Here is a 25,089-nt window from a genome sequence, read left to right on the forward strand (position 1 = left end):
CCGGCCACTTTCTCCCTATTCAGAACAGTCACTGCTGATTCAAAATAGTGACTGCTGAAAATCCTGCTTGTGTTCGCTCGACGTCTCCGCGGACACACTGTGGCGGTCTGAATCGCTTCGCCGCAAATCGCTTGCCCTGTCTTTGGCTTTTTTTGCCGTTGTCCGATGATCCACAACGGCTTCCGGGTAAGGCATATAACCGAGAATTTCGGCGTGTTTTGACAGCCTGAACGCCGTCTTAGACAAGTCATGAAGTTCACTGCCGGGCACATCCGCAAGTTCCGGAACCCACTTGTGGATAAAATGCCCGTCAAGATCATGGTCCCTGCCCTGTTTTACCGGGTCATAAACCATAAGCTCGTTGAACTCTGTGGTGCCCGCTATAATCTGATGAATAACATGATGAATGCCTGGCTCGTAATCCAGAAACTCGGTGGCCAGATATTCCGCCACTTTGGTGGTGGGTATCCACAGATTCATAGTAGCGAATGAGACCAGGGTTGCCCGCAGACGCATATTGATCCAGCCGGTCTGGTGGAGGAACCTCATCGCTGCATCAATATATGGAAACCCGGTTAGCCCCTGTTTCCAGGCTGTGAAGTGTTTTTCAGACTGTCTTGACGAATGCGCTAAAGAGAAATCGGCCTCACGAACCCCGTTAAACTGCGCAAGCATGCACTCAAATTCCAGCTCGGGGCGGGTTTCAAATGTTTGCATATACTGCCGGCGCCAGCTCAACCTATCTAGATAGAAACGCGCGTTTTCCTGAAACTTACCGAACTGGTCAGCGTTCATCCGGCTGTGTGCGTCGGTTACTACTCGATCCACAGCCTGGAATATCTCTCTGTCTGAGACAATACCGTAAGCCAGATACGTTGATATCCGCGAACAGCCCTGCCAAGCCGTATTCGGGCTGGATATCTGAAACGGGTATTGCTTTAAATACGGAACGGTGAAGAATCGATTTAAATTTTTAATGGCTTGTGACCGCCCGCCCTTCTGCCTCAGCGGTTTGTCTGTTCCAGCGGCTTTTGGTATTCCCTTCGGATCACAAGACGGAAACGGCAGGGGCGCGAATCGCTGGGCTAGGTCGGTGCCAATAGGGTCACGAAGTTTGGATGACACAGAGCCGGCAAAATAAGGCGGGAATAACTCGGGCTTTTGCGACCCTCTGGCAATCCCGTTTTGCGCGAGCTCCAGCAGTTCAACGCCATGGTCGGCACACCAGGCAGCAACCGCTTTATCTCGCTGGAACTGGCTGTTTTGAGTGGTTTCTTGATGGGTCCATATCTTGGTTAGAGGCTGCACGCGGTGGATGCGATCAAGAACATCCACCGTTTCGCCAACAGCCTGAAGGAGCTTGCCTCCGATCGACTGAAAATCACGATCAAGCTCTTCAAGAGTTTCCTGAATGAATAACTGGTGCTGCCTTGAAACGTCTGGCTGCTGAATCAGCTCAGGCTCGTGACAGTAGAGGGGAAGCACTTTCCCCTTCTTGCGGAAGGCTCGCATGCTTTCAAAAAAAGGCTCTGAGTCCTGAAGCCTCAGGTTGCGTTTAAGCCAGAATATCTGCACCCATCAATTCCCGTAAGGCGTTGCACTGTTGTCAAAAGTTAGATTAGAAGGTAAATCTGTTCCGCATCTGATACTTCAGGCTTTTGGTTTAACGGTCTAATCATAACATCCTCCGGTGGTTGCACTGCACACGGGTTACTAAGACGAACCAGTTGCTGAGTGACGTTAATCGCCATGGCAATCCGAACCTTTTTTCCTTGCAAACGGGGAGTGAATGAACCACTAATGAGGGCCTGCTTCCGCAACGGCGAGCGATCATTTTATGGATTACCTTACCTACCGCGAAAAACTGCAAAGCCACTTCCCCGAGCCCATACTGGCGTTCAAACCGGACGAATACGAGGCAAGGCTCGCCTCTGTTCGTCAGAGAATGGCCGAAGCCGAACTTGACCTGTTACTACTGACCGAAGCCAGCGAACTGTGTTATCTGACCGGATACACGACCTTCGAGGTCTCGGTCCAGTGCGTGCTGCTAGTCGCGTTTGATAGAACCGTGCTGTTCGTGCCGGCCATTGAGATGGGCCCCGCCGTGTATCTGAGCCGGGTGGACGATGTTATCGGCTATCCGTGGCAGGCGCCCGAAACAGTGGCAAGCGATCTGGCTGCTCAAGTGCGCCGCACGGCGGGCCGTGCGGCGCCGCGAATTGGCTTCAACCCTTGGGCGGGCTCTTTTCGGCCCGGACTGCTTTCGGCGCGCTGATCGATCGTGTTCGCTTGGTTAAATCGTCTGCCGAACTGGCGTATCTTGCCGAAAGCGCCGCCATTACCAGCGCCGGCATGGACGCAGCAGCGGCCGTGATACGAGCGGGCGTGGTCGACCATGAAATTGCCCGGGCCGGTGCCAGCTCCATGCTGGGGGCGGGCAGCGAATTCATGAGTATGCAACCGATTGTGACGACTGGCGCGCGCAGCGGCATCATTCACACCAATCATGCGGGTTATGAGGTTGCACGCGGAGATGTGGTGTTCACCGAATTCGGTGCGGTTCGCAAACGCTACACCGCGCCTATGATGCGTACCGCCGTCGTTGGCGAAGCTTCCGCCGAAATTCGTGAATTTCATGCGGTCTGTCTTGAAGTTCTGGCAGCAGTGATGTCGGCCGCGCGCGCCGGTGCAAGCTTCGCCTCGGCAGCCCGCGCAGGCGAACTCGCGCTAGCGCCAATCGTCAACCGTGCATTTTTCTCCGGCGTATTTGGCTACCCGGTCGGTGCGTCGTTTCCGCCATCCTGGGTCGCCGGTTCCATGTTTATAACCACAGACAACCCGGCAATTCTGGAGCAAGACATGGTCTTTCATCTGCCAATCTGCCTGCGCAAGCCGGGCGAGTTTGGCGTCGGTTTCAGCGAAACGGTCCGCATTACAGCCACCGGGGCCGAACGCATCACTACAAACACGCTCTCTCTCAGGGAAATCTTCCTATAGAGGCAGCAAATGCATATTTTCGGCGCCGCTAGCAAGCAGGCAAAGGGTTAAACAGCTAGGATAGGAGGTTGCCGCAGCGCGCAAGGCAACACCCAGCTCCGGTTTCTGCCGTCGTGGCCGTACCTTGCAGTGTCTTTGACCGGCATCAATCAACGCATTCCCAAAGGGCCTACACTGGACCTGAGGAAGCGATTCAACACATCACAGGAGTCTCTCAATGCCCATTGAAAAACATGACCTGATCCATGAATTTCCGGAAGCCAAAGATACGATCCACAAGCTAAAAATGTCTGACCAGCACTTCGCCAAGTTGTTTGAGGAGTACCACGATTTACAGCACGAAGTGCATCGTATTGAAACTGAAGTAGAAACAACATCCGATGACTACCTGGAAACTCAGAAGAAAAAAAGATTAAACCTTAAGGACCAACTCTCCGCAATCATCAAGGATTATGAAGCCTCTTCCGCAAGCTAACCCTCACGCGACTTGATATCGACTGAGTATGTCTGCCGTTGCCGCCGGTATTATCGTTCTGCTGATCAGGCATGCCCGTTCGGCGGCAATGGTGTTTCAACCCGCCGTTAGCTCGGGTTTGCAGGCTCGGGCAACACAGCGGCATCGGCAGCAGCTTCGATTTTTGCAACCTCGCGGCGAACCGCCCGCGGCGCACCAAATGCCAGTATGGCCGCCAGCATTGAACACACCGCCATCACAATCACCACGTTCAACAAAGACTCTTCCACTACCGTGGTAGAAAATGCGCTGATGGCGCCAGCCAGAGTGAACTGCGTAGCGCCCAGCATCGCCGCAGCCGTGCCACCCAAGTGCGGAAAAAACTCCAGAGCGTTCGCCATGTTGTTGGGAATAATGGAACCCATAAAACCCACGGCCGTCACAATACAACCGGCAATGACCCACCACGGAGCTCCAACCCAGGCCAGCGCCACTAACACCAACAACGCAAGAAACTGCAACAATACCGATACTCGCAAAATCGACACCGCCTCGAAGTGCTTCAGCAAATAGCGGTTAGATATGTTCAGACTGGCCATTAACACAATGTTGGCGGCAAAAAGTGCAGAAAAAAGGGTGTTAGAAAGGGCAAACCATTCCTGATAGATAAAAGATGCGTGGGTGATAAACACCAACATAGCGCTGAAGCACAACGCTTGTATGCCAACAAAACGCATGGTCACCGAATGCCGCAGCACTAGGCTGTAGTTTGTAACCAGAGTGGATACCGGCGTTTTTATTCGCTCTTTAGCCGGCAGATGGCGAAACAGACGCAGTTTCAGCACAACGGCCAAAAACACCGCGTAGCCTGTCAACATCATGAATATCGCCGGCCAGTCGGCCACTGCCAACAAAATTACCCCCATAGACGGCGCCGCTGCCGGAGCTATAAACATAACAAGGCCAATCAGACCAAACAGCCGGGCTGCGTCTTTGCCGTGAAACTGATCGCGTACAATAGCCGGCACAGACACCGCACAAAAGGCGCCGCCCATGCCCTGCGCCAGTCGCCAGCCCAGCATTTCGTTCAGGCTGCTCGCTTGTGCAACCATGGCCGCAGCAACAGCGAACACAAACAGGCCTCCCAGCAAAACAATCTGCCGACCGTAGCGGTCAGACAGCGGCCCACCCACCAGTTGCGAAAGGCCCAAGGCTCCTACATAAACGCTCAGGGTGAGCCCGACATCAGTGTGGTCAACGTTCAAATCCGTGGCAATCTGCGGGAACGCAGGCAGGTAAGCATCTAGGGCCAGGGGCCCGAGCGCCACTGTCATTCCCAATAAAATTGCCAATTGTAATTGTGACACGCGCATTTGCCTTTTCAGTAGTGCCAGCCCTCACGCGGACTGGTCGGTATTTTCGGTAACAAACTCGCTCTGGACACAGTGCCAGTTTGGCAAACTATCGAGCAGTCAAAGGGCACGCAACCATAAATTGTAGCATGCTCACGGAAATGCGTTATTGCGAAACCAGAGTGTGTCCTTAAAGTGTTTGCATTAGGGCAGGCCAGACCGTATAAAAAGTATTGATTTACACTGCCACAGTCCGTAAAACAGAAGCCTTTGATTTATAGCCTCAGGAGCCACCAATGGCGGACCAATCGCCCTTGATCTGTAAGGATATTTGCAAAACCTTCGACAAACTTGAGGTGCTAAAAGGCATTTCGCTGGAAACTCAAAAAGGCGATGTTGTATCGCTGATTGGCAGTTCAGGGTCCGGCAAAAGCACTTTTCTGCGCTGTATTAATCTGTTGGAGACGCCGACGTCCGGCGAAATTGTTGTGCACGGCGACCCCATCCGTTTTGCGCAGAACCGCAAAGGCGAACGCATCCCCGCCGACAACCATCAAGTTGAGTTAATACGCGCCAAACTGTCGATGGTGTTCCAGGGTTTTAATCTTTGGTCACACATGACCGTGCTCGAGAACATCATTGAAGCGCCCATACACGTGCTGAAGGTGCCAAAGAAAGAGGCCATTGAGCGCGCCGAAAGCTATCTGCACAAGGTGGGCATTTACGAGCGCAAGGATTATTACCCAGCGCAGATGTCGGGTGGCCAGCAACAACGGGCGGCCATTGCGCGGGCTCTAGCGATGGAGCCAGAAGTCATGCTGTTTGACGAGCCTACCTCGGCGCTGGATCCGGAATTGGTGGGCGAGGTCCTTCGGGTTATGCAGAATCTGGCCGAAGAAGGCCGCACGATGATTGTAGTAACTCACGAAATGGCCTTCGCCAAAGACGTTTCAACCCAAGTGCTATTCTTGCATCAGGGCGTCATTGAGGAACAAGGTTCACCAACGAAGGTATTCGACAACCCGGAATCTGAGCGGATGCAGCAATTTCTGGCTCCCAAGTTCGGATAACCGGTGTTATCGTGCTTTTTGTACCGTAGTATCCATAATACGCACCGTGTGCGACCTACTGATAAAAAAAGCCATTAAAGGCAAACAACCGGAGAGTTCCCCATGAAAAAAATTCTGATTGCTGCCAGCTGCGCGCTGGCCATGCTGACCGGCTCGGTACAGGCCGAAGACAGCATCCGCATTGCTTTCGACGTGCCCTACGAGCCGTTCGAATACAAAGATGAAAACGGCGAACTGACGGGCTTTGAGGTTGAGTTGGCTAAAGCCATGTGCGAAAAAATGAACGCTAAATGCGAGTTTGTCATTCAAGCCTGGGATGGCATGATTCCCGGCCTGCTGGCGCGCAAGTTTGACGCCATCATGTCTTCCATGTCGATCACCCCGGAACGTGCCGAACAAGTGCTCTTCTCTAAGCCTTACTACAACACGCCAGGCGGCTGGTTTGCGGCTGAAGGATTTGATGTCGACGTAACCGACATGAGCGCCATGAAAGACAAATCCGTAGGTGTACAGCGCGGTACCACCATGGACACCTTTGTCACTGAAAACATGACCGGTATTGTAAACATCAAACGTTATAACACCGCCGACGATATGGTTCTGGATCTTGAAGGCCAGCGCCTGGACGCCGTATTTGTAGACTACCCGGTGGGCGAACAAACTATCAAAAATAAAGACGGTTTTATTGAAATTGGCAAGCCCGTAAAACTGGGTGAAGGCGTAGGCGTTGCCATGCGCAAGCGCGACACAGAACTGGCCGAGCGTGTAGACAAGGCGCTGGACACTCTTAAGGAAAACGGTACTTACGATGCCATCATGAAGAAATACTTCGCTTACGACGTCAAGGCTTAATCATGCCTTCGAGGTGGCCACTCTGGCCACCTCGGATTATCGGAAGATCTCATGCTTGATCTGAAAGGCTACGGCCCGGACCTGTTAAGTGGCGCTATTGTGACCATGGAACTGGCGTTCCTGTCGCTGGCCCTTGCCCTAATTCTGGGCCTGCTTGGGGCCTCAGCAAAGCTGTCGGGCAATCGCCCGCTACGCGCTATTGCCACCATTTACACCACGTGTATTCGCGGTGTACCCGACATCGTTATGATGCTGTTGTTTTATTACGGCGGCCAGCTAGTGGTAAACAGCCTGTCCGACATGTTGTGGGAAGCGTACAAAATTGACTTCTTTTTTCAGTTCGACCCGTTTATCTCCGGCGTAGTCGCAATCGGCCTTATTTTTGGTGCCTATATGACCGAAACCTTCCGCGGCGCTTTTCTGGCGGTAGACACCGGCCAGATAGAGGCCGCCCAAGCTTACGGGTTTTCACGCTGGCATACCTTTCGCCGTATCATCTTTCCACAAATGCTGCGCCATGCGCTGCCTGGCATTGGCAACAACTGGCAGGTATTGCTGAAAACCACCGCGTTGGTATCTATTATCGGACTGACCGACATGGTGCGGGTGGCCGAAGAAGCCGCGAAAGCCGAGCGCATGCCGTTCCACTTTTTTATACCCGTGGCCTTTGTTTATCTGGCGCTGACAGCGGTTTCCGAGCTGTTTATCAAGTGGCTGGACGTACGCGCCAATGTTGGCGTGGTGCAAGGGAGCTGATTGATGCCAGATTTTATCAGCCAGTGGCTGAACCAGAACGATATTTTTACTGCCATGGCCATCCTGGAATACTGGAATGGTCTGGTAACCACCGTACAGCTGGTGTTTCTGTCGCTGCTGATCGGCCTGGTAATCGCCTTACCACTGGCCATTCTGCGCACCGTGCGCAACCCGTTTGTGTCTGGACCGATCTGGGTGTACACCTATCTGTTTCGCGGCACGCCGCTGCTGATTCAGCTGTACATTATTTATTACGGCATTGCCCAGATTCCCGGTATTCAGGAAACCTTCTGGTGGCTCATTTTTCGCGAGCCTTTCTACCCGGCCCTGCTGGCGTTTACCCTCAACACAGCCGCCTACACCACCGAAATTATCCGCGGTGCCATTATCGCCACGCCCATGGGTGAAATTGAAGCGGCCAAAGCCTACGGTATGAGCTGGATGCTGCGTATGCGCCGCATTATTCTGCCCAACGCGGCGCGCCGTGCGGTTCAGGCCTACTCGAACGAAGTGATTTTCATGCTGCACGCCAGCGCTATTGCCAGCGTGGTTACCATGGTCGATTTGACCGGTGCCGCGCGCAATATTTACGCACGCACCTATGCACCCTTTGACGCATTCATATTCGTCGCGCTGATTTACCTGATGCTCACGTTTATACTGGTGTTTGTGTTCCGCAAACTGGAAAACCATCTGCTACGCCATCAGCGCCCGGCGAAATCCTGACGACGAATTCCTGATAAAGAGAAATCGATGACCGCCAGCAGCGCATTTTTTAATAGCAAGCAAGACTGGCTGAGCCATACTCTGGAACACGCCGGCGAAGCCCTTCCCCAATGCCGCCATGGGTTGCCGGGCGGGGGAGAGTTGGTGCAACTGGGCACCGGCATTTTACAGGTTAACCCGCCAGCAAACCGCCAAAACACCCATCAAGACGCGATGATTCTTTCGGCCGGTGTTCACGGCAATGAAACCGCGCCTATCGAAGTGCTAAATCAGCTGGTGAACCAGCTAATTAGTGGCGCCCTACAACCTACCTGCCCCGCCCTGCTGATACTGGGCAATCCGCAGGCCATGGTAACGGGCAAACGATTTATTGACGCCAACCTGAACCGACTGTTCAACGGCGCACACCGGCGTGACGAAGTCTGTGAAACGCCGGAGGCCGAGCGGGCCCAGCAGCTGGAACAGCTGTGCCAAACCTTCGCCGAGCAGGCACAGACACAGGGCCTGGCGTTGAGCCACTACGACCTGCACACAGCCATACGTTCATCCCAGCGGGAGAAGTTCGCACTCTATGCGTTTGTGACCGGCCGCCAGGTACCTGCTGAGCAGTGCGCCTTTTTACTGGAAGCAGGTGTGCATACCCTGCTACTGCAACACAAGGCCGGTACAACCTTTGCCTCGTTTTCGTCATCCGCTCTGAAAGCTCAAAGCTTCACGGTAGAGCTGGGCCAGGTGAAACCTTTCGGCCAGAACGATCTGAGCCGTTTTCACGGTATTCATGACGCAATAAAACGACGCCTAACCGGATTACCAACGCCAGCTTCCGCGGCTACAGCAGGCAAATCATCAGAAATGGCGGTATTTCAGGTGGTTCACGAAATTCTGAACAGCGGTGAGGGTTTTCAGTTTCACGTGCCAGATGACGTGGCCAATTTCACCGAATATGAGCCGGGCACCGTAATTTGGGAAGACGGTCATCAACGCTACCGCGTGGGAGAGAAGCCCGAAGCGATTGTGTTTCCAAACCGCGATGTGCCCGTTGGCCAGCGTGTGGGATTACTGGTATCCCGGCTGGTTGTTTGAACGTTTCATAAGTTCAAACAACCAGCCGGAAAACGGGTCAGGCCGGTGAGTTGTCCGGTTCGGCTACCGGCACTTTGATCAGCAGCGAGCAGACCGCAGGAATCAGCAGCAGGGTCAGCACGGTAGACGCCAGCAAGCCGGAAATAATGGCCCAGGCCATTGGAGGCCAGAGCGTAGAGCTGCTGAACGCCAGCGGCAGCAAACCCGCCACCGTGGTACCAGTGGTCAACAGAATGGGCCGGGTGCGTTGTTCGACGGCCTTGCGCACGGCGTTGAAAATGTCGTGCCCGTTATCCAGCTCCCTATCCATCACATCCAGCAGCACAATGGCGTTGTTCACCACAATACCCACCAGCGCGACCACTCCCAACAACGATTGAAAACCGAAAGGCGAGCCGCTCAACACCAGCCCGGGGAATATGCCCACGGTGGCCAGCGGCAAGGTCAGCAGAATAATGCCCACCCGGCGGAAGGAATTAAACTGCAACAGCAGGAAGAACAACAGCAGCAAAATACCGATGGGCGCAGCCTTTAGCAGGGCGCCGTTGGCGTCCCCCGAACCTTTGGCATCGCCGCCCAACTCCAACCGTGTACCCGGCGGCAAAGGGTCGGATTCCAGCACACGATTCATGCCATCCAAAGCCTGGCTAAAGCTGAACCCGGTGACCAGGTTCGCCGCTACCGTATTGATTGGCACACCATTGCGGGAATACATCACCGCCGCTTCCCAACGGGTGTCTACAGAGGCCAGCGCCGCCAGCGGTATGGCGTCGCCCTGGCTGTTGTAAATGTTCACCGACAGCAGCCGCTCGAGGGAAATCGCGGTGCCCTCGCGGGAGCGCAACACCAGCGGAATCGGGTCGTCTTCTTGGCGATAAGTTTCCGCCACTATGCCAAAACTCTGGCCGTAAAGACTGTTTGCAACGTCGGCACGGGTCAGACCAAAGCGCGCAGCGGTGGCGTCATCCACGTTAATTGCAACGCCCGGAACGCCAATATCCAAATCATGACGCAGGTCCACCGTGCCAACGGTCGCCCGTAAGGCGCGGAATACCTGTTCGGTAGCACGGGCGCGATCGTCTGCGTTGGCGTTGTATACCCGCACTTCTACCGGCGCGGCCCGCGGCGGCCCCTGCGCCAGAGTGCCTACCACCACCTCCAGCTCGGGCAGATTTTCAGCCACATAAGTGCGCACCCAGCGAATCATGTCGGTGGTATCGGCCAGGGTGGGCGTACGAATCACCAGTCGGCCACGGTTGGGCGCCTGAGGTGATCGTTGAAGGTTGTAGTAAAAACTGGGGCCGGCAAAACCGACAAAACGCTGTATGTCCAACGCTGCCGGCTGGCTGCGAATCGCGTGTTCCAGCTGGGCTGCCACCGCCGATGTCTGGGCCTGATCGGTACCCTCAGGCAGATACATTTCCACTATTACCCGTGGCCGGTCGGCGTTCGGAAAAAACTGCTGAGCCATAAACGGCGTCATACCCAGGCTGGCAACAACCAATAACGAGCCCGCCAGCACCAAGCGCTTGGGATGGTAGAACACCAGCCCGCCCAGAAAACGCGCAAATCCAATCAACCGGTCTTCCTTCACACCGCGGCGGGCCTTCAGAAACCGCGCCGCCAGTAATGGCACCACAGATATAGCCAGCAGGTAGCTAACAGACAACGTCAGCATGATCATGATCGGCACGCCGCGTGTGAAGTCGGCGGCACCGCCTTTCGACAACAACATGGGTGTAAACGCGGCGATGGTGGTGCCGGTTGACGCACCTAAAGGCCCTGCCAGCTCACCCACCGCTTTGCGCAAGGCATCCAGCCGGCGCATACCTTCATCCAGATGGCCCTGTATGTTCTCCACAATCACAATGGCGTTATCAATCAGAATGCCCAGCGAAATCACCATGCCAATAATGGCTACCTGATGAAGCACGCCTCCACCCAGGTCATAAAGGCCAATACTGATCAACGCTACCATCGGCAGAATGGACGCCACCAAAAGCCCCATGCGTATACCCATGCCGGTGAACACCACCGCTACAATAATCAGAACCGACAGCACCAAGCTCCACGCCAGACCTATCAAGCGCTCCTGCACCTTGTCTGGCTGAAAGAACATCTCGTGAATTTGATAAGGCGCAAAATCACCCTCAATCTGTTGCAATCGCTCCCGCACCTGCTGGCCAAAGCGAATGGCATCGGTGGTGTCTTCTTCCATTATCAGCGACAGCGTTACCACCCGCTCGCCGTCATACCAGGTTTCTGGCTGGCGCGGCTCCACTGGCCCACGCCACACCTCCACCGCGGCCGCCAGCGGCACCTGGGAGCCATCTGGCAGCTCAATGGGCGTGGCACGTATGGCTTCAATATCGGTAAATTCGCTGTTCGGCAGTATCGACAGGCGGCGGCCGTTTACCACCACAAAGCCGCCCGGCGTGGTCTGGTTGCGCTGCGCCAGGGTGTCCAACACTTGGGCTGGAGAAATCCCAAGGCGGAAAAGTGCAGCGTCGTCCAGCGCCAGGGTTATCTGTTCATCGCTGTCGCCGTCCAGCTCAACCCGGGACAAGCCGCTGATATCGCCCAGGTTCTGCTTTAACCTCTCGGCCACCGCCGTCAGCTCTGTCACAGAGGGCGACCCCGCCACCGCCAGCACAATCGCCGGAATATCAATCACGCGGTCGTCTAACGTCATCAATCCAACATCGTCAGGAAAATCACGGCGTGCCCGGTCCATCGCCCGGCGCACCCGGTCCCACGCCGGATCGGTTTCATAAATCGTGTCTTTCAGGCGCAAAGTCAGCAGCGCCACACCGGTGCGAGCAATGCCCTGGCTGAAATCCAGCTCCTCCACTTGCCGCAGTTCGTCAGTCAGCGGCTGCATCACCAGGCGCTCTACATCCGCGGCGCTGGCGCCGGGATAAACCACCGACACCAAGCCCGCACGATAGGGGAACGATGGGTCCTCCTGGCGCGGCATGGTGCTGTAAGCAGCAATGCCCAACAGGCACAGCATGGTGACAACCATGCCCAGCAAGCGTTGAAAATTCAGCAGGCGGCGGGTGGTCAAGGCGTTGCTATCCTTCTACGGGTTGAGTGCGCACAGCGTGCGCCGCTTCAATCACGGTGTCGCCGTCTGCCAGCTTGGTCATACCGGCGTACACCACCTGATCACCCGCCACCAGGCCTTCGGCGGAAATAGCCACGCGCTCACCCAATATCCGCAATACCGTGACCGGAGTGCGCCGGGCAACACCATCACGCACGAGGAACACACTGGTGCTCGAGCTGGCACTGGAGCTGGGGCTGGCCAAGGGTATGGAATTAGAGCTCGAGCTAGACAGAGGATTGAAAGCGGAACTGGCAGTGGCGTTGACGTCACGTATCACCGCCAGCAACGGCACGGTTAAGGCCGCGATGGTTTGCGGGGTAATGCCCACTTCTACCGGCACACCTGCATTAAGAGAGTTAGCCGGAAGGTTCACCAGCAGCGGTTGCAACTCGCCACGAATGGCACCGGCCTGGGCGATTTCAACCACGCTGCCCTGCACCGGCGCCTGGCTGCGGTCTTGCACCGACCACACCGGCAAGCTTGCGCCCAGGCTAACGTGGTCCAGCAGGTACACCGGCACTCTTACTTCCACTTCCCGCCCTTGGGGTGAAGATATGCGCATCACCGGCTGACCGGCGGCAACAAATTCATCTTGCTCGACCAACAAGGCTTCAACCCGGCCTGAAAATGGCGCCTTCAGAGTATTTTCCTCCAGCATTTTGCTGGCTTCGGCTAACAATGCCCGGGCGGTGGCAACGCTGGCCTTGAGCCCGTCGCGGCGGGCGGCGATCTGTTCCAGCGCCTGTTCCGACACCACACCGCGCTCGCGTAGGCTACTAGCGCGCTGCCATTCGCGTTGTGACTGCTGATAGTTGGTGGTCAATTCATCTAAGCGAGCGCTGGCAGAATCCCGCGCAGGCTCCAGTGCGGGGCTGTAAATACGCGCTAGCACATCGCCGGCCTTTACAGTTTGGCCCAATTCCACTTTGCGCTCGGTAAGGGTTCCGCTGAGCTGAAAGGTCAGCGTTGCGCGCTGGCTGGCACGCACTATGCCGGCAAAGCGCAGCGATACTGCGCGAGCATCGCCGCCTTCAACCGCCGCTGTGCGCACATACACAACCGCCGGGCCTGCTGCTGTTGCAGACGCAGCAGCGCCGCTATCTTCTGTCGATTTTGAACACGCCACAGTCGTTAAAGCCGCAACCACCAGCAACGCCATGCGCAAATAAGGTCGCACCATGGGTGTTTTTATCCCCGTTGAAAATCGTAAATCGACCCCAGGCCCAGAATGCCGGTGAGTTCGTCCAGCGCTTTTTTTACTTCCTGCAGCAACATGGGATCGGCCAGATCCTGTTGGCTAAGTCTGTCACGATAATGGGCTTCTACCCAGTGAGTCAAACGATCGTATAAAACATCTGTTAGAAGTACGCCCGGATGCATGGCTGCCCGCTCATCGTCATTCAATACTACCCGCAAGCGCAGGCAAGCCGGCCCGCCGCCGTTGCGCATAGACTGCTTTACATCAAACACTTCTACCGCGGTAATGGGCCCGCCGCTGGCCACCAGTTTGTCCAGGTACTGGCTCACGCTGGCCACTTCCCGGCACTCGCCCGGCACGGCTAACAACATGCCGCTGTCGGTGTTAAGGAGTTGGCTGTTAAACAGGTAAGACGCGACCGCATCGGCCAGGGGTACTTCACTGCTGCTTACCCGCAACGCTTGCAGCTCACATCCGGTTAGGCGCTCGCGAATTTCGTTGAGCGTCGAGTTTTCATTCAGAAACGCCATCTCGTGATAAAACAGGGTGTTGCCATTACCGACCGCAATCACATCGTTGTGGAACACGCCAGCGTCAATCGCTTCCGGATTCTGCTGAGCAAACACAACGCCTTCATCGCGCAGATTGTGCAGCCGTGCAATGGCGTGTGACGCCTCAAAGGTCTGCCGCGCAGGAAAGCGCTTGGGTGCCTTCGCTTTATCGTTTAACGCACGCTGGCCATACACGAACAACTCTACTCCGGGAGCGCCGTAATCACTGCACAGACGGGTGTGGTTGGCCGCACCTTCGTCACCAAAATGGCTCACCGCGGGCAGTGCCGGGTGGTGGGAAAAATGGCTTTCGTCGCTGAATATGGACTTTAAAGCACGGCCGGTGACCACGTGCTCGATGGAGCGGTGAAACTTGGCGCCCAGGTTGGCCGGGGTAAAATGCACCCGCCGGTCGCGGGTGTCGGCGCTGGGCGAAACCGTAGCCGCATTCGCTGTCCACATAGCCGCAGCGGAAGACACCGCCGCCAGCACGTCTGGTGATTTCTTTAGCACCTGCGCCAGCACGTCGGCATCAGTGCCGCTAAAACCCAAGGCCCGCAAGGTCGGCAAGTGCGGGCGCTCGTGAGGCGGTAACACGCCTTGCACATAGCCGCGGTCAGCCAGCTGTTTCATTTTCGCTAGCCCCTGCAGGGCAGCCTCCTTGGGATTAGACACCGCACTAACGTTGGATTTCGATGCCACGTTGCCCCAGGACAACCCGGCATAGTTGTGGGTAGGCCCCACCAGCCCGTCAAAGTTGGCTTCTACGGCATGATTTGCCATTTTCAGGATTCCATAGCAGAGGGCCCTGAACGGGCCTTGGATAAACGTGGATGTGCTACCCGGATCAGTCGAAGTTAAGTCCCGGCGCCAGAGTGCCTGGCAGCTCACTAGCGTTGGCTTCCAGCGACGCCATGGGCCAGGCGCAGTAATCCGCTGCGTAATAAGCGCTGGCACGATGGTTGCCACTGGCTCCGATGCCGCCAAAGGGCGCTGCACTGCTGGCACCGGTTAACGGCTTATTCCAATTCACAATACCGGCTCGAGTTTCTTCCAACAGGCGCTGGTACAGTTTTTTGTCGTCCGTCAAAATACCCGCCGCCAAGCCAAAGCGGGTGTTATTGGCAAGCTCCAGAGCGCTGTCAAAGCTATCGTAACGATATACGGTCAGTAACGGCCCAAAGTGCTCGCCGTCCGCCAATTCCAGGCCGGTGGCGTCTATTATGCCCGGCGATAACAGGCCGGAATTGGCTTTAAGCTGCTTCATTTCCAGCAGACTTTTTGCGCCCTGCTCCACCATCTGCGCCTGAGCTGACAGCAATTTCTCTGCCGCCGCGGGCGAGATGACAGCACCCATAAAGGGCTGGGGCTCGGCGTCAAATTCAGCCACCGACAGCCGGCCGCTGACGTCCACCAAACGCTCAAGGAACAGATCGCCTTTGCTGCCTTTTGGCACCAGCAGTCGGCGGGCGCAGGTGCAACGCTGGCCGGCGGATATAAACGCCGAGTGAATAGTGTGGTGCACGGCGGCGTCCACGTCGCTCACGTTTTGCACAATCAACGGGTTGTTACCGCCCATTTCCAGCGCCAGAATTTTCTCCGGCTGACCGCCATGCTGTTCGTGCAAGCGATGGCCCACAGCGGAACTGCCGGTAAAGAACAGGCCATCCAGCCCCGGGTGCGCGGCCAATACTTTTCCAGTCGCGGCGGCGCCTTGCACCAGGTTAATCACGCCGTCTGGCAGGCCGGCTTTTTGCCACAGGCGTACCGTGAATTCGGCCACCGCCGGGGTCAGTTCGCTGGGTTTGAAAATCACCGTATTACCCGCCAGCAAGGCTGGCACAATGTGGCCGTTGGGCAGGTGCCCGGGGAAATTGTAAGGGCCAAATACCGCCACCACTCCGTGGGGCCTGTGGCGCAGCACCGCATGGCCAGCGGCCACCTCAGATTCACGGGTGCCTGTGCGCTCGTTGTAGGCCTGTTCTGAAATACCGATTTTGCCGATCATCGCCGCAACTTCGGTGCGTGATTCCCACAGCGGCTTGCCGGTTTCCCTGCCTATTAATGTGGCCAGGGCCTCTTTGTTGGCTTCGAGCAATTGCCCAAATGCTTTCACAATGCCAAGGCGCTCATCAAAACGGGTATTGCGCCAGGTACGGAAGCTTTTGCGGGCGGCGCGCACGGCTGCGTCTACATCTTCTATACCAGCGGCGCTGCCGTTCCAGATCGTTTCGTCCGCTACCGGGTGCAAAGATTCAAATTCATCGCCGTGGCCGACTAGCCAAAGGCCATCAATGAACAGTTCACCTGTCAGGTTGATCATGGTGTTGCACCTCACTTAAACAATGTGTGTTAGCTATTGGGGGGCTTTGAATGAATTTATCGGCAGCGGGCCGCTGTCTTTCAGAGGCGCCAGGTGCACTGTGTCGCCGGCCTGAACCTGAAGTGCCGCAGCAACGTCTTGCGGCAACGCAATCGTGTCGGCGTTTACGCAGGTAAGCGGCAGTGTGGTTGCACGGAAATGTCGCATCGAACGGTTAGCCACAATAACGCGTTCGGTAACGGGCACATCGGTGGCCACCGGCTTGTCAGTAATGGTGACCGTGCGCTCAACCGCTTCGCGTACCGTGCGGATATTGTCGATAAACGTTTCTACCACCGGGCCGCCGTCAAAAATATCCACTAACCCGTTGAAATTAAAACCCTCCGCCTGAAGCATATTCAACGCCGGCGCCGTATTGGCGTGCACGCAGCCAATAACCGAGCGGGCGGCGCTTGGCAGCATCGACAGGTAAATCGGGTATTTCGGCATCAGCTCGGCAATAAACGATTTATTGCCCATGCCCGACAGGCGGTCGGCTTCGCTGAACGCCATATCAAAAAACTTGGCCCCAAGAGCGTCCCACAGCGGGTTATTGCCCTCGGCATCACTCACACCCCGCATTTCCGCGAAAATCTTCTCAGAGAACTGTTTACGGAAGTCGTCCAGAAATAAAAATCGGCAACGGGACAGCAGCAAGCCGTTGCCGCCACCTTTGTAGGTATCCGCCAACAGCAGCGAGCAAATTTCGCTTACGTCGGTCATGTCATTAGACAGTTGCAGCGTTGGCGTTCGCACGTGTACACCCAGCTCCCGCGAGGCATTCACGGTCACGCTCAGGCGATAGTTGTAAAACACCTCATCACGGCCAACTCTGGCCTGTATGCCGCTTATTCCAACCGCTTGGCCTGTTGTGGTGTCTTCAAGAGCAAACAGATACAGCGCCGCTTCGGGGGCGCAACGCTGGTTAAAACTGTCTCCCGCCAAATCGATTTTCTTCTGTAACAGGCCACGATCTGCCGGCAGCGAGGTCAGGCCCTTGCCCGCCTTTTCCGCCATGGCGTACAGGGCATCAAGGTCGCGGTCAGCCAATGGGCGTATCAGCAGCATGGTCGCAGCTCTCCATTACCAAGGGCACTCATGACGGTACTCATAATGGCGTTCATAAAGATGCTCATAATGGCACTCCGCGCACGCTGTCACCGGTGTCGCTACCCAAGCGGTGCCAGGTGTTTACCGGAACTTTCAAGGCGGCGTCCAGCGTTTCCCCAACCGGGGTCAACGTGCAACGAAAGCTCTGGCCTTCGCCTGCCGCCAATAACCATAACGGGCCGTCGGCATCGGCGCTGCCGCGAAGGATTTTGCGGCGGCTTGCCGCAATACTGTGCAGGCTGTCGGTGCGCGCTTCCAGCACCGGGCCACCGTCAAAAATGTCCACGTAGTGGCCGGCACCAAAGCCTTCTCTTTGTAACAGCTCCAGATTGCCGACCGTTGCCGGATGGGCTTCGCCCAGAGCCTGCTGCGCGGCTTTGCTGAGCAGAGTTACATAGATAGGGTTGGGCGGCATCAGCTCGGCAATAAACGTTTTGCTCAGCTGTGCGGAGTGCCGATCGGCGGTGGCAAAATCCATATTAAAAAAGTGCCGGCCCAGGCTGTCCCAGAATGGCACACTGCCGTCGCTGTGTTGTATGCCTTGCAGCTCTACCACGGTGCGCGCCGCAAACCACTCTCTATGGCCCGCTATAAACAGCAAACGCGCGCGGGAAAGCAGTTCGAATGCCTGGGTGGCGCGGAGTTCCTCGGCGATCACCAGAGAACACAGCAGGGTGCAGTCGGTCAGGGAATGGGATGGGTAGAGCGCTTCCACCCGCCGGGATATACCCAGTTCGTGGGAGGCGTGAATCAGCTCGTCGCGGCGGTAATTGTAGAAAGGCTGGCCATTGCCGGCACGGGCATCAATGCCGGCAATCCCTTTTATTTCATGACTGTCGACGTGTTCCAACACAAACAGAAAACGCGCCAGATGCTTTCCACCGTGTTCACCCGCAAACGCTGCGCAAGATTCCTTTATCCGGCCCGCCAGCGCCTCGCGCTCATGGGGCAGCGTAGAGGGCAGCGCCCGCGTATGCGTCTCGGCGAAAATCAGTATGGCCTCGATGTCTTCCGCTATTACCGGGCGCACCAACCACATAGGGTCTCCGCATTGTTTGATTAGGCGGTGAGTTTCTGCACGGCAGCTTCAAAGCGTTTCAAAGCTTCGTCTATATCGGCTTCCGGAATAATCAGCGACGGCGCCAGGCGTATCACGTTGGCTCCGGCTATTAATACCATTACACCTTCGTCCAGACCGGCATTAAGAAAGTCTTTGGCCCTGCCCTGCCATTTTTCGGTTAATACGCAACCCAGCAACAAACCGGCGCCGCGCACTTCACTGAACACGCCATAACGCTCGCCGATGTCCATCATGCCTTTGCGCAGGTGATCGGACCGTAATTTCACGCCTTTCAGAATTTCTGGCTGGGTAATGGTGTCCATGACTTTTTGCGCCACGGCACAAGCCAGCGCGTTACCACCATACGTACTGCCGTGTGTGCCAACTGACAAACTGGCCGCAACCTTTGCGGTGGTCAGCATGGCAGCGACCGGGAAGCCGCCACCCAAACCTTTGGCGCTGGTCAGAATGTCTGGCACCACATCGTACATTTCGTAAGCGAAGACGTAACCGGTGCGCCCTACTCCGCTTTGCACTTCGTCAAACACCAGCAGCGCGTCGTTCTCGTCACACAACAGCCGCAGGCCTTGCAAAAACTCTTTTGTGGCCGGCATTACACCGCCCTCACCCTGAATGGGCTCAACCACAATCGCGCAGGTTTTTTCTTTGGAGATCAGTTTTTTTACCGATTCCAGATCGTTAAATTCGGCGTGGTGAATGCCGCCGGGCGCGGGCTCGAACCCTTCTAGATACTTGGGCTGGCCACCTACGCTAACAGTAAACAGGGTGCGGCCATGAAACGCATTTTTGAACGCAATGATTTCATGTTTTTCAGCACCCGTATGCTCCCAGGCGTAACGCCGCACCAGCTTAAAGGCGGCTTCGTTGGCTTCGGCGCCGGAGTTGGCAAAAAATACGCGCTCGGCGAAGGTGTGGTCACATAAGGTTTTTGCCAGCCGCAACGCAGGCTCGTTGGTCATCACATTAGACAGGTGCCAGATTTTCTGGCTCTGCTCCTGCAGCGCGCTCAGCAGGCCAGGGTGCGAATGGCCCAGGCAGTTAACCGCAATACCACCTTGCAGGTCGATGAATTCGCGACCTTCCTGATCCCATATTCGCGACCCTTTTCCGCGCACCGGCACAATCGTTCCGGGGGCGTAATTAGGCACCATAACGTCGTCAAACAGCTCGCGGGATACAGGGTCTTTGTTCATGGGTTCTCTCAGTTATAGTCTCGATTGCGCTCTCAACATTTTCCGCAATTAATCAACGCATAAGTTAGCACGAATATACGGTTGAAATAATACTACGCCGGTTACGGCATCAGCACATCAGGCTGCGCTAAAGCCGGCAGCGGTTCTATACGGAATTGCCCGCTGTCTTTACCCAACAGAGCTTTGGCCAGAAGTTTGTAGGAATCCAGATCAAAATTGACCGCCTGACCGCCCAACGACAGCGAGTCCAGCTCATGGTCATCGTGAACCGTAGCAACATGCACCCAGTTGTACACCACCAGCACGTCGGTTTTATGGCTGGTTTCGTTGCGTTCGATAATCGCCACCGGCCCTTTCCAGGGCCAGGTTTGCAGGCGCAGGCTGTGAAACGCAATTTGCATGCGCAAATTATAACGCAGAGGGTCCTCAAAGCCTTCGCAGGCACCCTGGCAGCGGCCAAGTGCACGCTGGAAACAAGGGCCACTGTGCTCGGGCTCCAGGCCTAACAGGCGACTGCACAGTTCGTTTTTCGCCGCAATGCCTGCCAACGCCCGTTCGGCGTCACGCTTGCTGCGAAACAAGCCGTAATAGTTACCTAACCGGCCAGGGTCTACTTCCCGTATCAGCCGCGCCTGCAGATAGCCTTGGGCGTTTGTGGTCAGCTCTATGCTCACCAGATTCTTGGCCGCCCGCGAGCGTCGGTTGAACAGCGGCTTTAGACCTTTGATCTGTTTCAACTCCAGCAACAACGCCCCCAGCTCGCCGGCGGTTTCGGTCCAGTCAACACGGCGCAAGCTTTCGGAAATTCGCACGCCGCGGGTGGAATTGTGGTCGCCGGAAAAGTGCGAAGCCACTCGCTGCGCGATGTTGGTGCTTTTACCCACGTACAAGAGCGCATCGTTCTCGCCGTAAAACCGATAAACACCCGGCCCGCGAGGCAGTTCCTGCAAGGTGTCTAAAGGCAGGTGAGAGGGAATGCTCGGCCGCTGCAGCAACTCGCCTATGGCGGTTTCCAACGTGTCTTTGCCTTGCTGCGCCAAAGCATGTTCAAAAAATTGGAGCATGGCGGCAACGTCTCCCATTGCCCTGTGGCGCTGCACCTGTTGCAACCCATGACGCTCAATTAGCGCGTCCATATTATGGCGTTGAAACTCCGGGTATAGCCGGCGTGACAGTTTCACCGTACACAGTACTTTAGCCAAAAACATTCGCCCCAGCCGGCGAAATTCGCCTTTCACGAAACCGTAATCAAAGCGCGCGTTATGGGCCACAAACACTACGCCGTCCAGACGTTGTTCCAGCTCGTCCGCAATATCCGCAAACAGAGGGGCATTCGCCACCATAGCATTGGAAATGCCGGTCAACTGTTCAATGAACGGTGAGATGCGGGTTTGCGGATTCACCAGGGTTTGCCACTGGTCCACACATTCACCGGCTCGCCAGAACTGGATACCGATTTCGGTAATACGATCAGTTGCCGCACTACCGCCGGTGGTTTCAAGATCCAGGAAGGCGAACGTGGTGGTTTTCAGGTGTTGAATAGCTTGAGACATTTTACAACTTTAATCCCTAACGCCGCAGCGTGCTAATCAGAGTTCGGACGCCCTTATCCAATACAAGAAACACTCCCCGATCAAAGGTTAAATTTCTTTATTTTACGGTATAGCGTCGCTCGCGTTATGGCTAACTCGCGGGCAGCAGTGCTAACGTTGCCTCCGTGCTTTTTGAGAGCCTCAATCACAGCCTCGCGTTCTGCATCCGCTAACACACCCATTTTTGCAGCGGGCCCTTGTACAGACGGTTGACCGACTTTGATATCGTCGGGTAAATGAACAACTTCAATAACACCCTTAGCCCCGTTTCTGGGGCCAATCTTCGTCTCGTAGGTATCAACCAGCAGATCGATAGCAGCAGGGTCAATAATGTCTTTTTCGATCAGGATCGATTCCAACGCCTTTACCCGCAGCTCTGTATCCGGCAGTGGATCGTAATGGTGATCATGTGGCCTCTTCTATAACTCCCTGTTTTCATTTATCTATTCAAGCTGATGCAAAAGCATCAGCAACCTGATAAATTGTTTTCTCGTCCCAGTGCTTGCCAACCAGCATCGCACCAATGGGCAAACCGTCACTCATCCCACAAGGAATGGACATACTCGGGTGACCCGTCGCGTTGAACGGAGCGGTATTGCCGATCATCTCGAACGCGCGCTGCAAGTATAGACCCAATGGCGCATCCGCAGGCGGAATTGGCGTAGCCTTCATCGGTGTCGTGGGCAGTAGCAACACATCAAATTCGGCCAGTGCCACATCATAAGCAGCGGTCAGACGGCGCAGTATGTTTTGCGACTTGGCATAGTAACGCCCGCGATGTTCGCGAATACCGTATTCACCCACAAACATCGAAATCTTCAGCGAATCTGACAATTCATCCGCCCGGTCACGCCAATTGGCATGCGCATCCAACAGGCTAATGGCATATTGCCCCTTCCAGTTCATGCCCATGCCGTTGCCGTGCATCATCTGCCATTGCAGGCCTTCCAATGCAATCGGCGTCCAAAGGGCGGGACCCATCAGGTGCATCGGCACAGAAATCTCGGACACTTCAGCGCCCAAGCCTTTCAGCTTGGCGCCCATATCGCGCACGGATTTATCGACATCCGCCTCGCTGTTGGCATGGCCAAAACCTTCCTTGAGAATTCCGACCTTTAACCCCTTAACGCCTTTACCCAGCGCCTCAGTATAGTTCGACGTTTTCACGCTGTACTGACGTGGGTCCAAACCGTCTTCACCGGCCAACACTTCAAGGAACAGCGCATTGTCGGCGACGTTTTGGGTGATGGGGCCAAGGTGGTCGATTGTCGCCTCAATCGGCATCGCACCAGTGTAGGGAACTAAGCCATGCGTCGGTTTCATCCCATAAGTGCCACTGAACGATGACGGCATGCGAACCGATCCGCCTTGGTCGCCACCAATCGCCATGTCAACCTCGTTCAACGCGGTGACAACTGCGCTGCCTGATGATGAACCTCCCGAGCTGAAGCCCATTTTATGCGGATTGTGAACCGGACCGGTTGCATTGGTGTGTGAACCGCCTGACAAGCAGAAAAATTCGCAATGGGTTTTACCGGCGATGGTGCCACCCGCGTCCAGAACGCGCGTGATCACTGTCGCGTCAAAGTCGGGCATAAACCCTTCAAGTGTGGACGACCCGTTCATCATCGGCACGCCAGCTACGCAAATATTGTCTTTCACCGCGATGGTTTTACCAGCCAGCTTGCCTGTTGCGGCACCTTTGATCTCTGTCTTTACATACCACGCGTTGTGCGGGTTATCCTCGGGCGTGGGGCGATAGCCGGGCGTTCTGGGATATTTCACTTCGGGTATTTCGTCAGGCAGGCTTTCGATCAGGTCATAGGCTTGGAAATTTGGCTCCATCGCCTCCAGAAACTCTCCGACCCGTTCGGCTGACATGTTCATGCCAAGGTCTGATACGATTTCCTGAAGTTGCTTCAACGTCGGACGTTTGATTGTCATTTGCTGCCTGTCTCCCGAACAGATGCATCGTTTGGAGAATCCAACACATGATGCAATTTTGAGTCTTACTAAAGGCACTGCGCAACTTTAGCTTGAAACCTATATCGAATAAGATACTCAAAAGGTCATTTATTTTATTTTCCTATTCAAGTGAATTTTTTTTAACTATTCAGCTGGTTTAATTTAAAATGTTCTGATCATTATCTGCTGCCACCTCCATGAACAGTGGCACACGTCCCTCGAACAGGTGCATCAAGGCTTCGGAGGCACACAGGCTCTGCTTACGCGCCGTCGACAGATAGCTGCGCACGCGGCAGAAGATCTCGGCCCCTTCAACGGAGCGGAAGCGACCCGATATTTTTTGCTGCACTTTGAACATGCGGATGTCCCGCTCACCTTGATTGTTGGTAAACGGTACCTCTGGACTGTCGAGGAAGCGCAGCACATTCGCTTCGTAGGCGATCAGCCGCTCCAGCAGGTTGCGGGCCCGCGTGCGTTTGAGCCGCCCGCGCTTGCTCTGGCGTTGGCTTTCATCCAGTGGCGGACACGCTTTTTCCGCTTTCGCCAGACCGTGTGCCGGTACGCCTTGCGCCACCGCTGCGCCTTGTCCGGTGGCAGGCAGCCGTCGGCGTCAACGACGCTGTCGGCCATGGCGCACAGCAGGGTTTGCATCCGTTGCGCCCAGGCCTGCTTATCCTGCTCCCAGGCGCGCTGGAGCTCTCGCAGGTGGTGCGCATTACAGAGGGCATGCAAGCATGAATAGCGGTAGTACGGCTTCCAGTGATCGCGACAGAGCACACCGTTGAAGCGAGGCAGGATGCCGATCGCATCCATCGCCTGCTGGCCTCGCTGCGCATGGCGCGCCAGCCAGGTCAAGCGGTCATTCGACGCGCCATGCAGCCAGTGACGTTTGCCGCCGATGTTGATGCCTGTTTCATCGGCGCCTCGGCCATACGGTCCTTGACCCACGGATCGAATCCGGCGGCCTTGTTGAAAGCGTCCTGATTGAAGTTGAACATCGAATCTGCACTCAGCGGGATGCCGGCCTGGTCTTCGAAGTACTCGCGGATGTGCCCATAGGGCAGGAGCTGGTATTGCGACAGATAGACCGCGTGGGCCTTCAACCGCGGGCCGTACTGAACCGAGCGTTCAACGCCGACCGGAAAGGGCGCCACGATACGTTGCCCCCGGGCGTTTTCCAGGATCTCGGCCTGGTACTTCGTGACAAAACGGCTGGTATCCAGGTCAATGACATGACGTTTCTCGCAGCCCACGACCCGTAACCGGCTGCCTTTGGGTAAGGTGCGCCAGTCCAGCTTAACCCTCTGGATTGCATCCGGATCCGCCACCGGTTGCAGCGTCTTGCTAATGCGGCCGGACTGCCCTCCCGGCTTGCGCCCGCTTTTAGTCCGGTTCTGTCTGGGGCGGTTCGGATCCTGGGACGGCGGCGTGCTGCTGTTGGCACTGTTGATGTTGAGCCGCCCGCTCAGTATCTGGATCAGCACCACCAGCAACTCGATGGCCGGCTGCAGTGAAGGCGAGACTGTTGTGTCCTCATGGAGTTGCTGTCTGACGTTCGCCAGCGTGGCGTCGACATCGATGTTGCTGATCTTCATGAGCCTGAGTACCGTCGAGTGATGGGCTATCATCGCACGACTT

20 protein-coding genes and 1 pseudogene are annotated in these 25,089 nt (G+C 55.9%); 8 read left to right on the forward strand and 13 right to left on the reverse strand.

Going from position 1 to position 25,089, the window contains the following annotated elements; all coding sequences use genetic code 11:
* Positions 1-39 precede the first annotated feature (39 nt).
* Positions 40-1,575 (reverse strand): FAD-binding domain-containing protein, encoded by a 1,536-nt coding sequence (locus MIH19_RS18625; protein ID WP_249006278.1) that lies wholly within the window; start codon positions 1,573-1,575, stop codon positions 40-42.
* A gap of 262 nt (positions 1,576-1,837) precedes the next feature.
* Between MIH19_RS18625 and MIH19_RS18630 the strand changes: the two genes are divergently transcribed.
* From MIH19_RS18630 to MIH19_RS18640, 3 genes are all read left to right on the forward strand, one after another.
* Positions 1,838-2,275 (forward strand): aminopeptidase P family N-terminal domain-containing protein, encoded by a 438-nt coding sequence (locus MIH19_RS18630; RefSeq protein WP_249006279.1) that lies wholly within the window; start codon positions 1,838-1,840, stop codon positions 2,273-2,275.
* A 14-nt stretch (positions 2,276-2,289) separates the two neighbouring features.
* Positions 2,290-2,997: a Xaa-Pro peptidase family protein gene (locus MIH19_RS18635; RefSeq protein ID WP_249006280.1), complete on the forward strand. Its 708-nt coding sequence runs from the start codon at positions 2,290-2,292 to the stop codon at positions 2,995-2,997.
* A gap of 217 nt (positions 2,998-3,214) precedes the next feature.
* A complete protein-coding gene (locus tag MIH19_RS18640) occupies positions 3,215-3,472 on the forward strand; it encodes a DUF465 domain-containing protein (protein WP_249006281.1) in 258 nt (85 codons plus the stop codon).
* 107 nt (positions 3,473-3,579) lie between these two features.
* Here MIH19_RS18640 and MIH19_RS18645 read toward each other — a convergent pair whose 3' ends face one another.
* Positions 3,580-4,818, reverse strand: coding sequence for a multidrug effflux MFS transporter (locus tag MIH19_RS18645; protein ID WP_249006282.1), 1,239 nt, complete (start codon positions 4,816-4,818; stop codon positions 3,580-3,582).
* A 281-nt stretch (positions 4,819-5,099) separates the two neighbouring features.
* Between MIH19_RS18645 and MIH19_RS18650 the strand changes: the two genes are divergently transcribed.
* From MIH19_RS18650 to astE, 5 genes are all read left to right on the forward strand, one after another.
* Complete coding sequence (locus MIH19_RS18650; protein ID WP_249006283.1) at positions 5,100-5,873, forward strand: ATP-binding cassette domain-containing protein; 774 nt, start codon at positions 5,100-5,102, stop codon at positions 5,871-5,873.
* A 102-nt stretch (positions 5,874-5,975) separates the two neighbouring features.
* On the forward strand, positions 5,976-6,725 hold the full coding sequence (locus MIH19_RS18655; protein WP_249006284.1) for a transporter substrate-binding domain-containing protein: 750 nt from the start codon (positions 5,976-5,978) through the stop codon (positions 6,723-6,725).
* 51 nt (positions 6,726-6,776) lie between these two features.
* Positions 6,777-7,481, forward strand: a complete 705-nt coding sequence (locus tag MIH19_RS18660) for an ABC transporter permease (protein WP_249006285.1) — start codon at positions 6,777-6,779, stop codon at positions 7,479-7,481.
* Positions 7,482-7,484: 3 nt separating this feature from the next.
* Entirely contained in the window at positions 7,485-8,207 is a 723-nt protein-coding gene (locus tag MIH19_RS18665) for an ABC transporter permease (protein ID WP_249006286.1), read from the forward strand.
* 27 nt (positions 8,208-8,234) lie between these two features.
* Positions 8,235-9,290, forward strand: a complete 1,056-nt coding sequence (gene astE / locus MIH19_RS18670; protein ID WP_249006287.1) for a succinylglutamate desuccinylase — start codon at positions 8,235-8,237, stop codon at positions 9,288-9,290.
* Positions 9,291-9,327: 37 nt separating this feature from the next.
* On the opposite strand, the gene MIH19_RS18675 is transcribed toward astE, so the two are convergent.
* The 11 genes and pseudogenes from MIH19_RS18675 to MIH19_RS18725 all read right to left on the reverse strand — a co-directional run bounded on the left by MIH19_RS18675 (position 9,328) and on the right by MIH19_RS18725 (position 25,046).
* Complete coding sequence (locus MIH19_RS18675) at positions 9,328-12,315, reverse strand: efflux RND transporter permease subunit (RefSeq protein WP_349292912.1); 2,988 nt, start codon at positions 12,313-12,315, stop codon at positions 9,328-9,330.
* Positions 12,316-12,364: 49 nt separating this feature from the next.
* A complete protein-coding gene (locus MIH19_RS18680) occupies positions 12,365-13,579 on the reverse strand; it encodes an efflux RND transporter periplasmic adaptor subunit (protein WP_249006289.1) in 1,215 nt (404 codons plus the stop codon).
* Between the two features lie 8 nt (positions 13,580-13,587).
* Entirely contained in the window at positions 13,588-14,931 is a 1,344-nt protein-coding gene (astB, locus tag MIH19_RS18685) for an N-succinylarginine dihydrolase (RefSeq protein WP_249006290.1), read from the reverse strand.
* Positions 14,932-14,995: 64 nt separating this feature from the next.
* Positions 14,996-16,471, reverse strand: a complete 1,476-nt coding sequence (gene astD, locus MIH19_RS18690; protein WP_249006291.1) for a succinylglutamate-semialdehyde dehydrogenase — start codon at positions 16,469-16,471, stop codon at positions 14,996-14,998.
* 33 nt (positions 16,472-16,504) lie between these two features.
* Complete coding sequence (gene astA / locus MIH19_RS18695) at positions 16,505-17,578, reverse strand: arginine N-succinyltransferase (RefSeq protein WP_249006292.1); 1,074 nt, start codon at positions 17,576-17,578, stop codon at positions 16,505-16,507.
* Between the two features lie 64 nt (positions 17,579-17,642).
* Positions 17,643-18,659 (reverse strand): arginine N-succinyltransferase, encoded by a 1,017-nt coding sequence (locus tag MIH19_RS18700; protein ID WP_249006293.1) that lies wholly within the window; start codon positions 18,657-18,659, stop codon positions 17,643-17,645.
* Positions 18,660-18,679: 20 nt separating this feature from the next.
* The gene (locus tag MIH19_RS18705; RefSeq protein WP_249006294.1) at positions 18,680-19,894 is read right to left on the reverse strand and encodes an aspartate aminotransferase family protein; all 1,215 of its coding nucleotides are present in this window, start codon (positions 19,892-19,894) and stop codon (positions 18,680-18,682) included.
* 101 nt (positions 19,895-19,995) lie between these two features.
* Positions 19,996-21,447, reverse strand: coding sequence for an exonuclease domain-containing protein (locus MIH19_RS18710; protein WP_249006295.1), 1,452 nt, complete (start codon positions 21,445-21,447; stop codon positions 19,996-19,998).
* Positions 21,448-21,527: 80 nt separating this feature from the next.
* Positions 21,528-21,845, reverse strand: a complete 318-nt coding sequence (locus MIH19_RS18715; protein ID WP_249006296.1) for a helix-turn-helix domain-containing protein — start codon at positions 21,843-21,845, stop codon at positions 21,528-21,530.
* 88 nt (positions 21,846-21,933) lie between these two features.
* Positions 21,934-23,430, reverse strand: coding sequence for an amidase (locus MIH19_RS18720; protein ID WP_249006297.1), 1,497 nt, complete (start codon positions 23,428-23,430; stop codon positions 21,934-21,936).
* A gap of 178 nt (positions 23,431-23,608) precedes the next feature.
* Positions 23,609-25,046 (reverse strand): annotated as a pseudogene (locus MIH19_RS18725) (IS66 family transposase).
* Positions 25,047-25,089: the final 43 nt, after the last annotated feature.

The sequence above is a fragment of the Marinobacter sp. M1C genome (assembly GCF_023314135.1).
Lineage (GTDB): Bacteria > Pseudomonadota > Gammaproteobacteria > Pseudomonadales > Oleiphilaceae > Marinobacter.

Coding starts and splice junctions, on each gene's coding strand:
- MIH19_RS18650 (WP_249006283.1), top strand. CDS start 5,100: ATGGCGGACCAATCGCCCTTGATCTGTAAGGATATTTGCAAAACCTTC.
- astA (WP_249006292.1), bottom strand. CDS start 17,578: ATGCTGCTGATACGCCCATTGGCTGACCGCGACCTTGATGCCCTGTAC.
- MIH19_RS18700 (WP_249006293.1), bottom strand. CDS start 18,659: ATGTGGTTGGTGCGCCCGGTAATAGCGGAAGACATCGAGGCCATACTG.
- MIH19_RS18660 (WP_249006285.1), top strand. CDS start 6,777: ATGCTTGATCTGAAAGGCTACGGCCCGGACCTGTTAAGTGGCGCTATT.
- MIH19_RS18655 (WP_249006284.1), top strand. CDS start 5,976: ATGAAAAAAATTCTGATTGCTGCCAGCTGCGCGCTGGCCATGCTGACC.
- astB (WP_249006290.1), bottom strand. CDS start 14,931: ATGGCAAATCATGCCGTAGAAGCCAACTTTGACGGGCTGGTGGGGCCT.
- MIH19_RS18680 (WP_249006289.1), bottom strand. CDS start 13,579: ATGGTGCGACCTTATTTGCGCATGGCGTTGCTGGTGGTTGCGGCTTTA.
- MIH19_RS18720 (WP_249006297.1), bottom strand. CDS start 23,430: ATGACAATCAAACGTCCGACGTTGAAGCAACTTCAGGAAATCGTATCA.
- MIH19_RS18705 (WP_249006294.1), bottom strand. CDS start 19,894: ATGAACAAAGACCCTGTATCCCGCGAGCTGTTTGACGACGTTATGGTG.
- astD (WP_249006291.1), bottom strand. CDS start 16,471: ATGATCAACCTGACAGGTGAACTGTTCATTGATGGCCTTTGGCTAGTC.
- MIH19_RS18630 (WP_249006279.1), top strand. CDS start 1,838: ATGGATTACCTTACCTACCGCGAAAAACTGCAAAGCCACTTCCCCGAG.
- astE (WP_249006287.1), top strand. CDS start 8,235: ATGACCGCCAGCAGCGCATTTTTTAATAGCAAGCAAGACTGGCTGAGC.
- MIH19_RS18675 (WP_349292912.1), bottom strand. CDS start 12,315: ATGGTTGTCACCATGCTGTGCCTGTTGGGCATTGCTGCTTACAGCACC.
- MIH19_RS18665 (WP_249006286.1), top strand. CDS start 7,485: ATGCCAGATTTTATCAGCCAGTGGCTGAACCAGAACGATATTTTTACT.
- MIH19_RS18640 (WP_249006281.1), top strand. CDS start 3,215: ATGCCCATTGAAAAACATGACCTGATCCATGAATTTCCGGAAGCCAAA.
- MIH19_RS18710 (WP_249006295.1), bottom strand. CDS start 21,447: ATGTCTCAAGCTATTCAACACCTGAAAACCACCACGTTCGCCTTCCTG.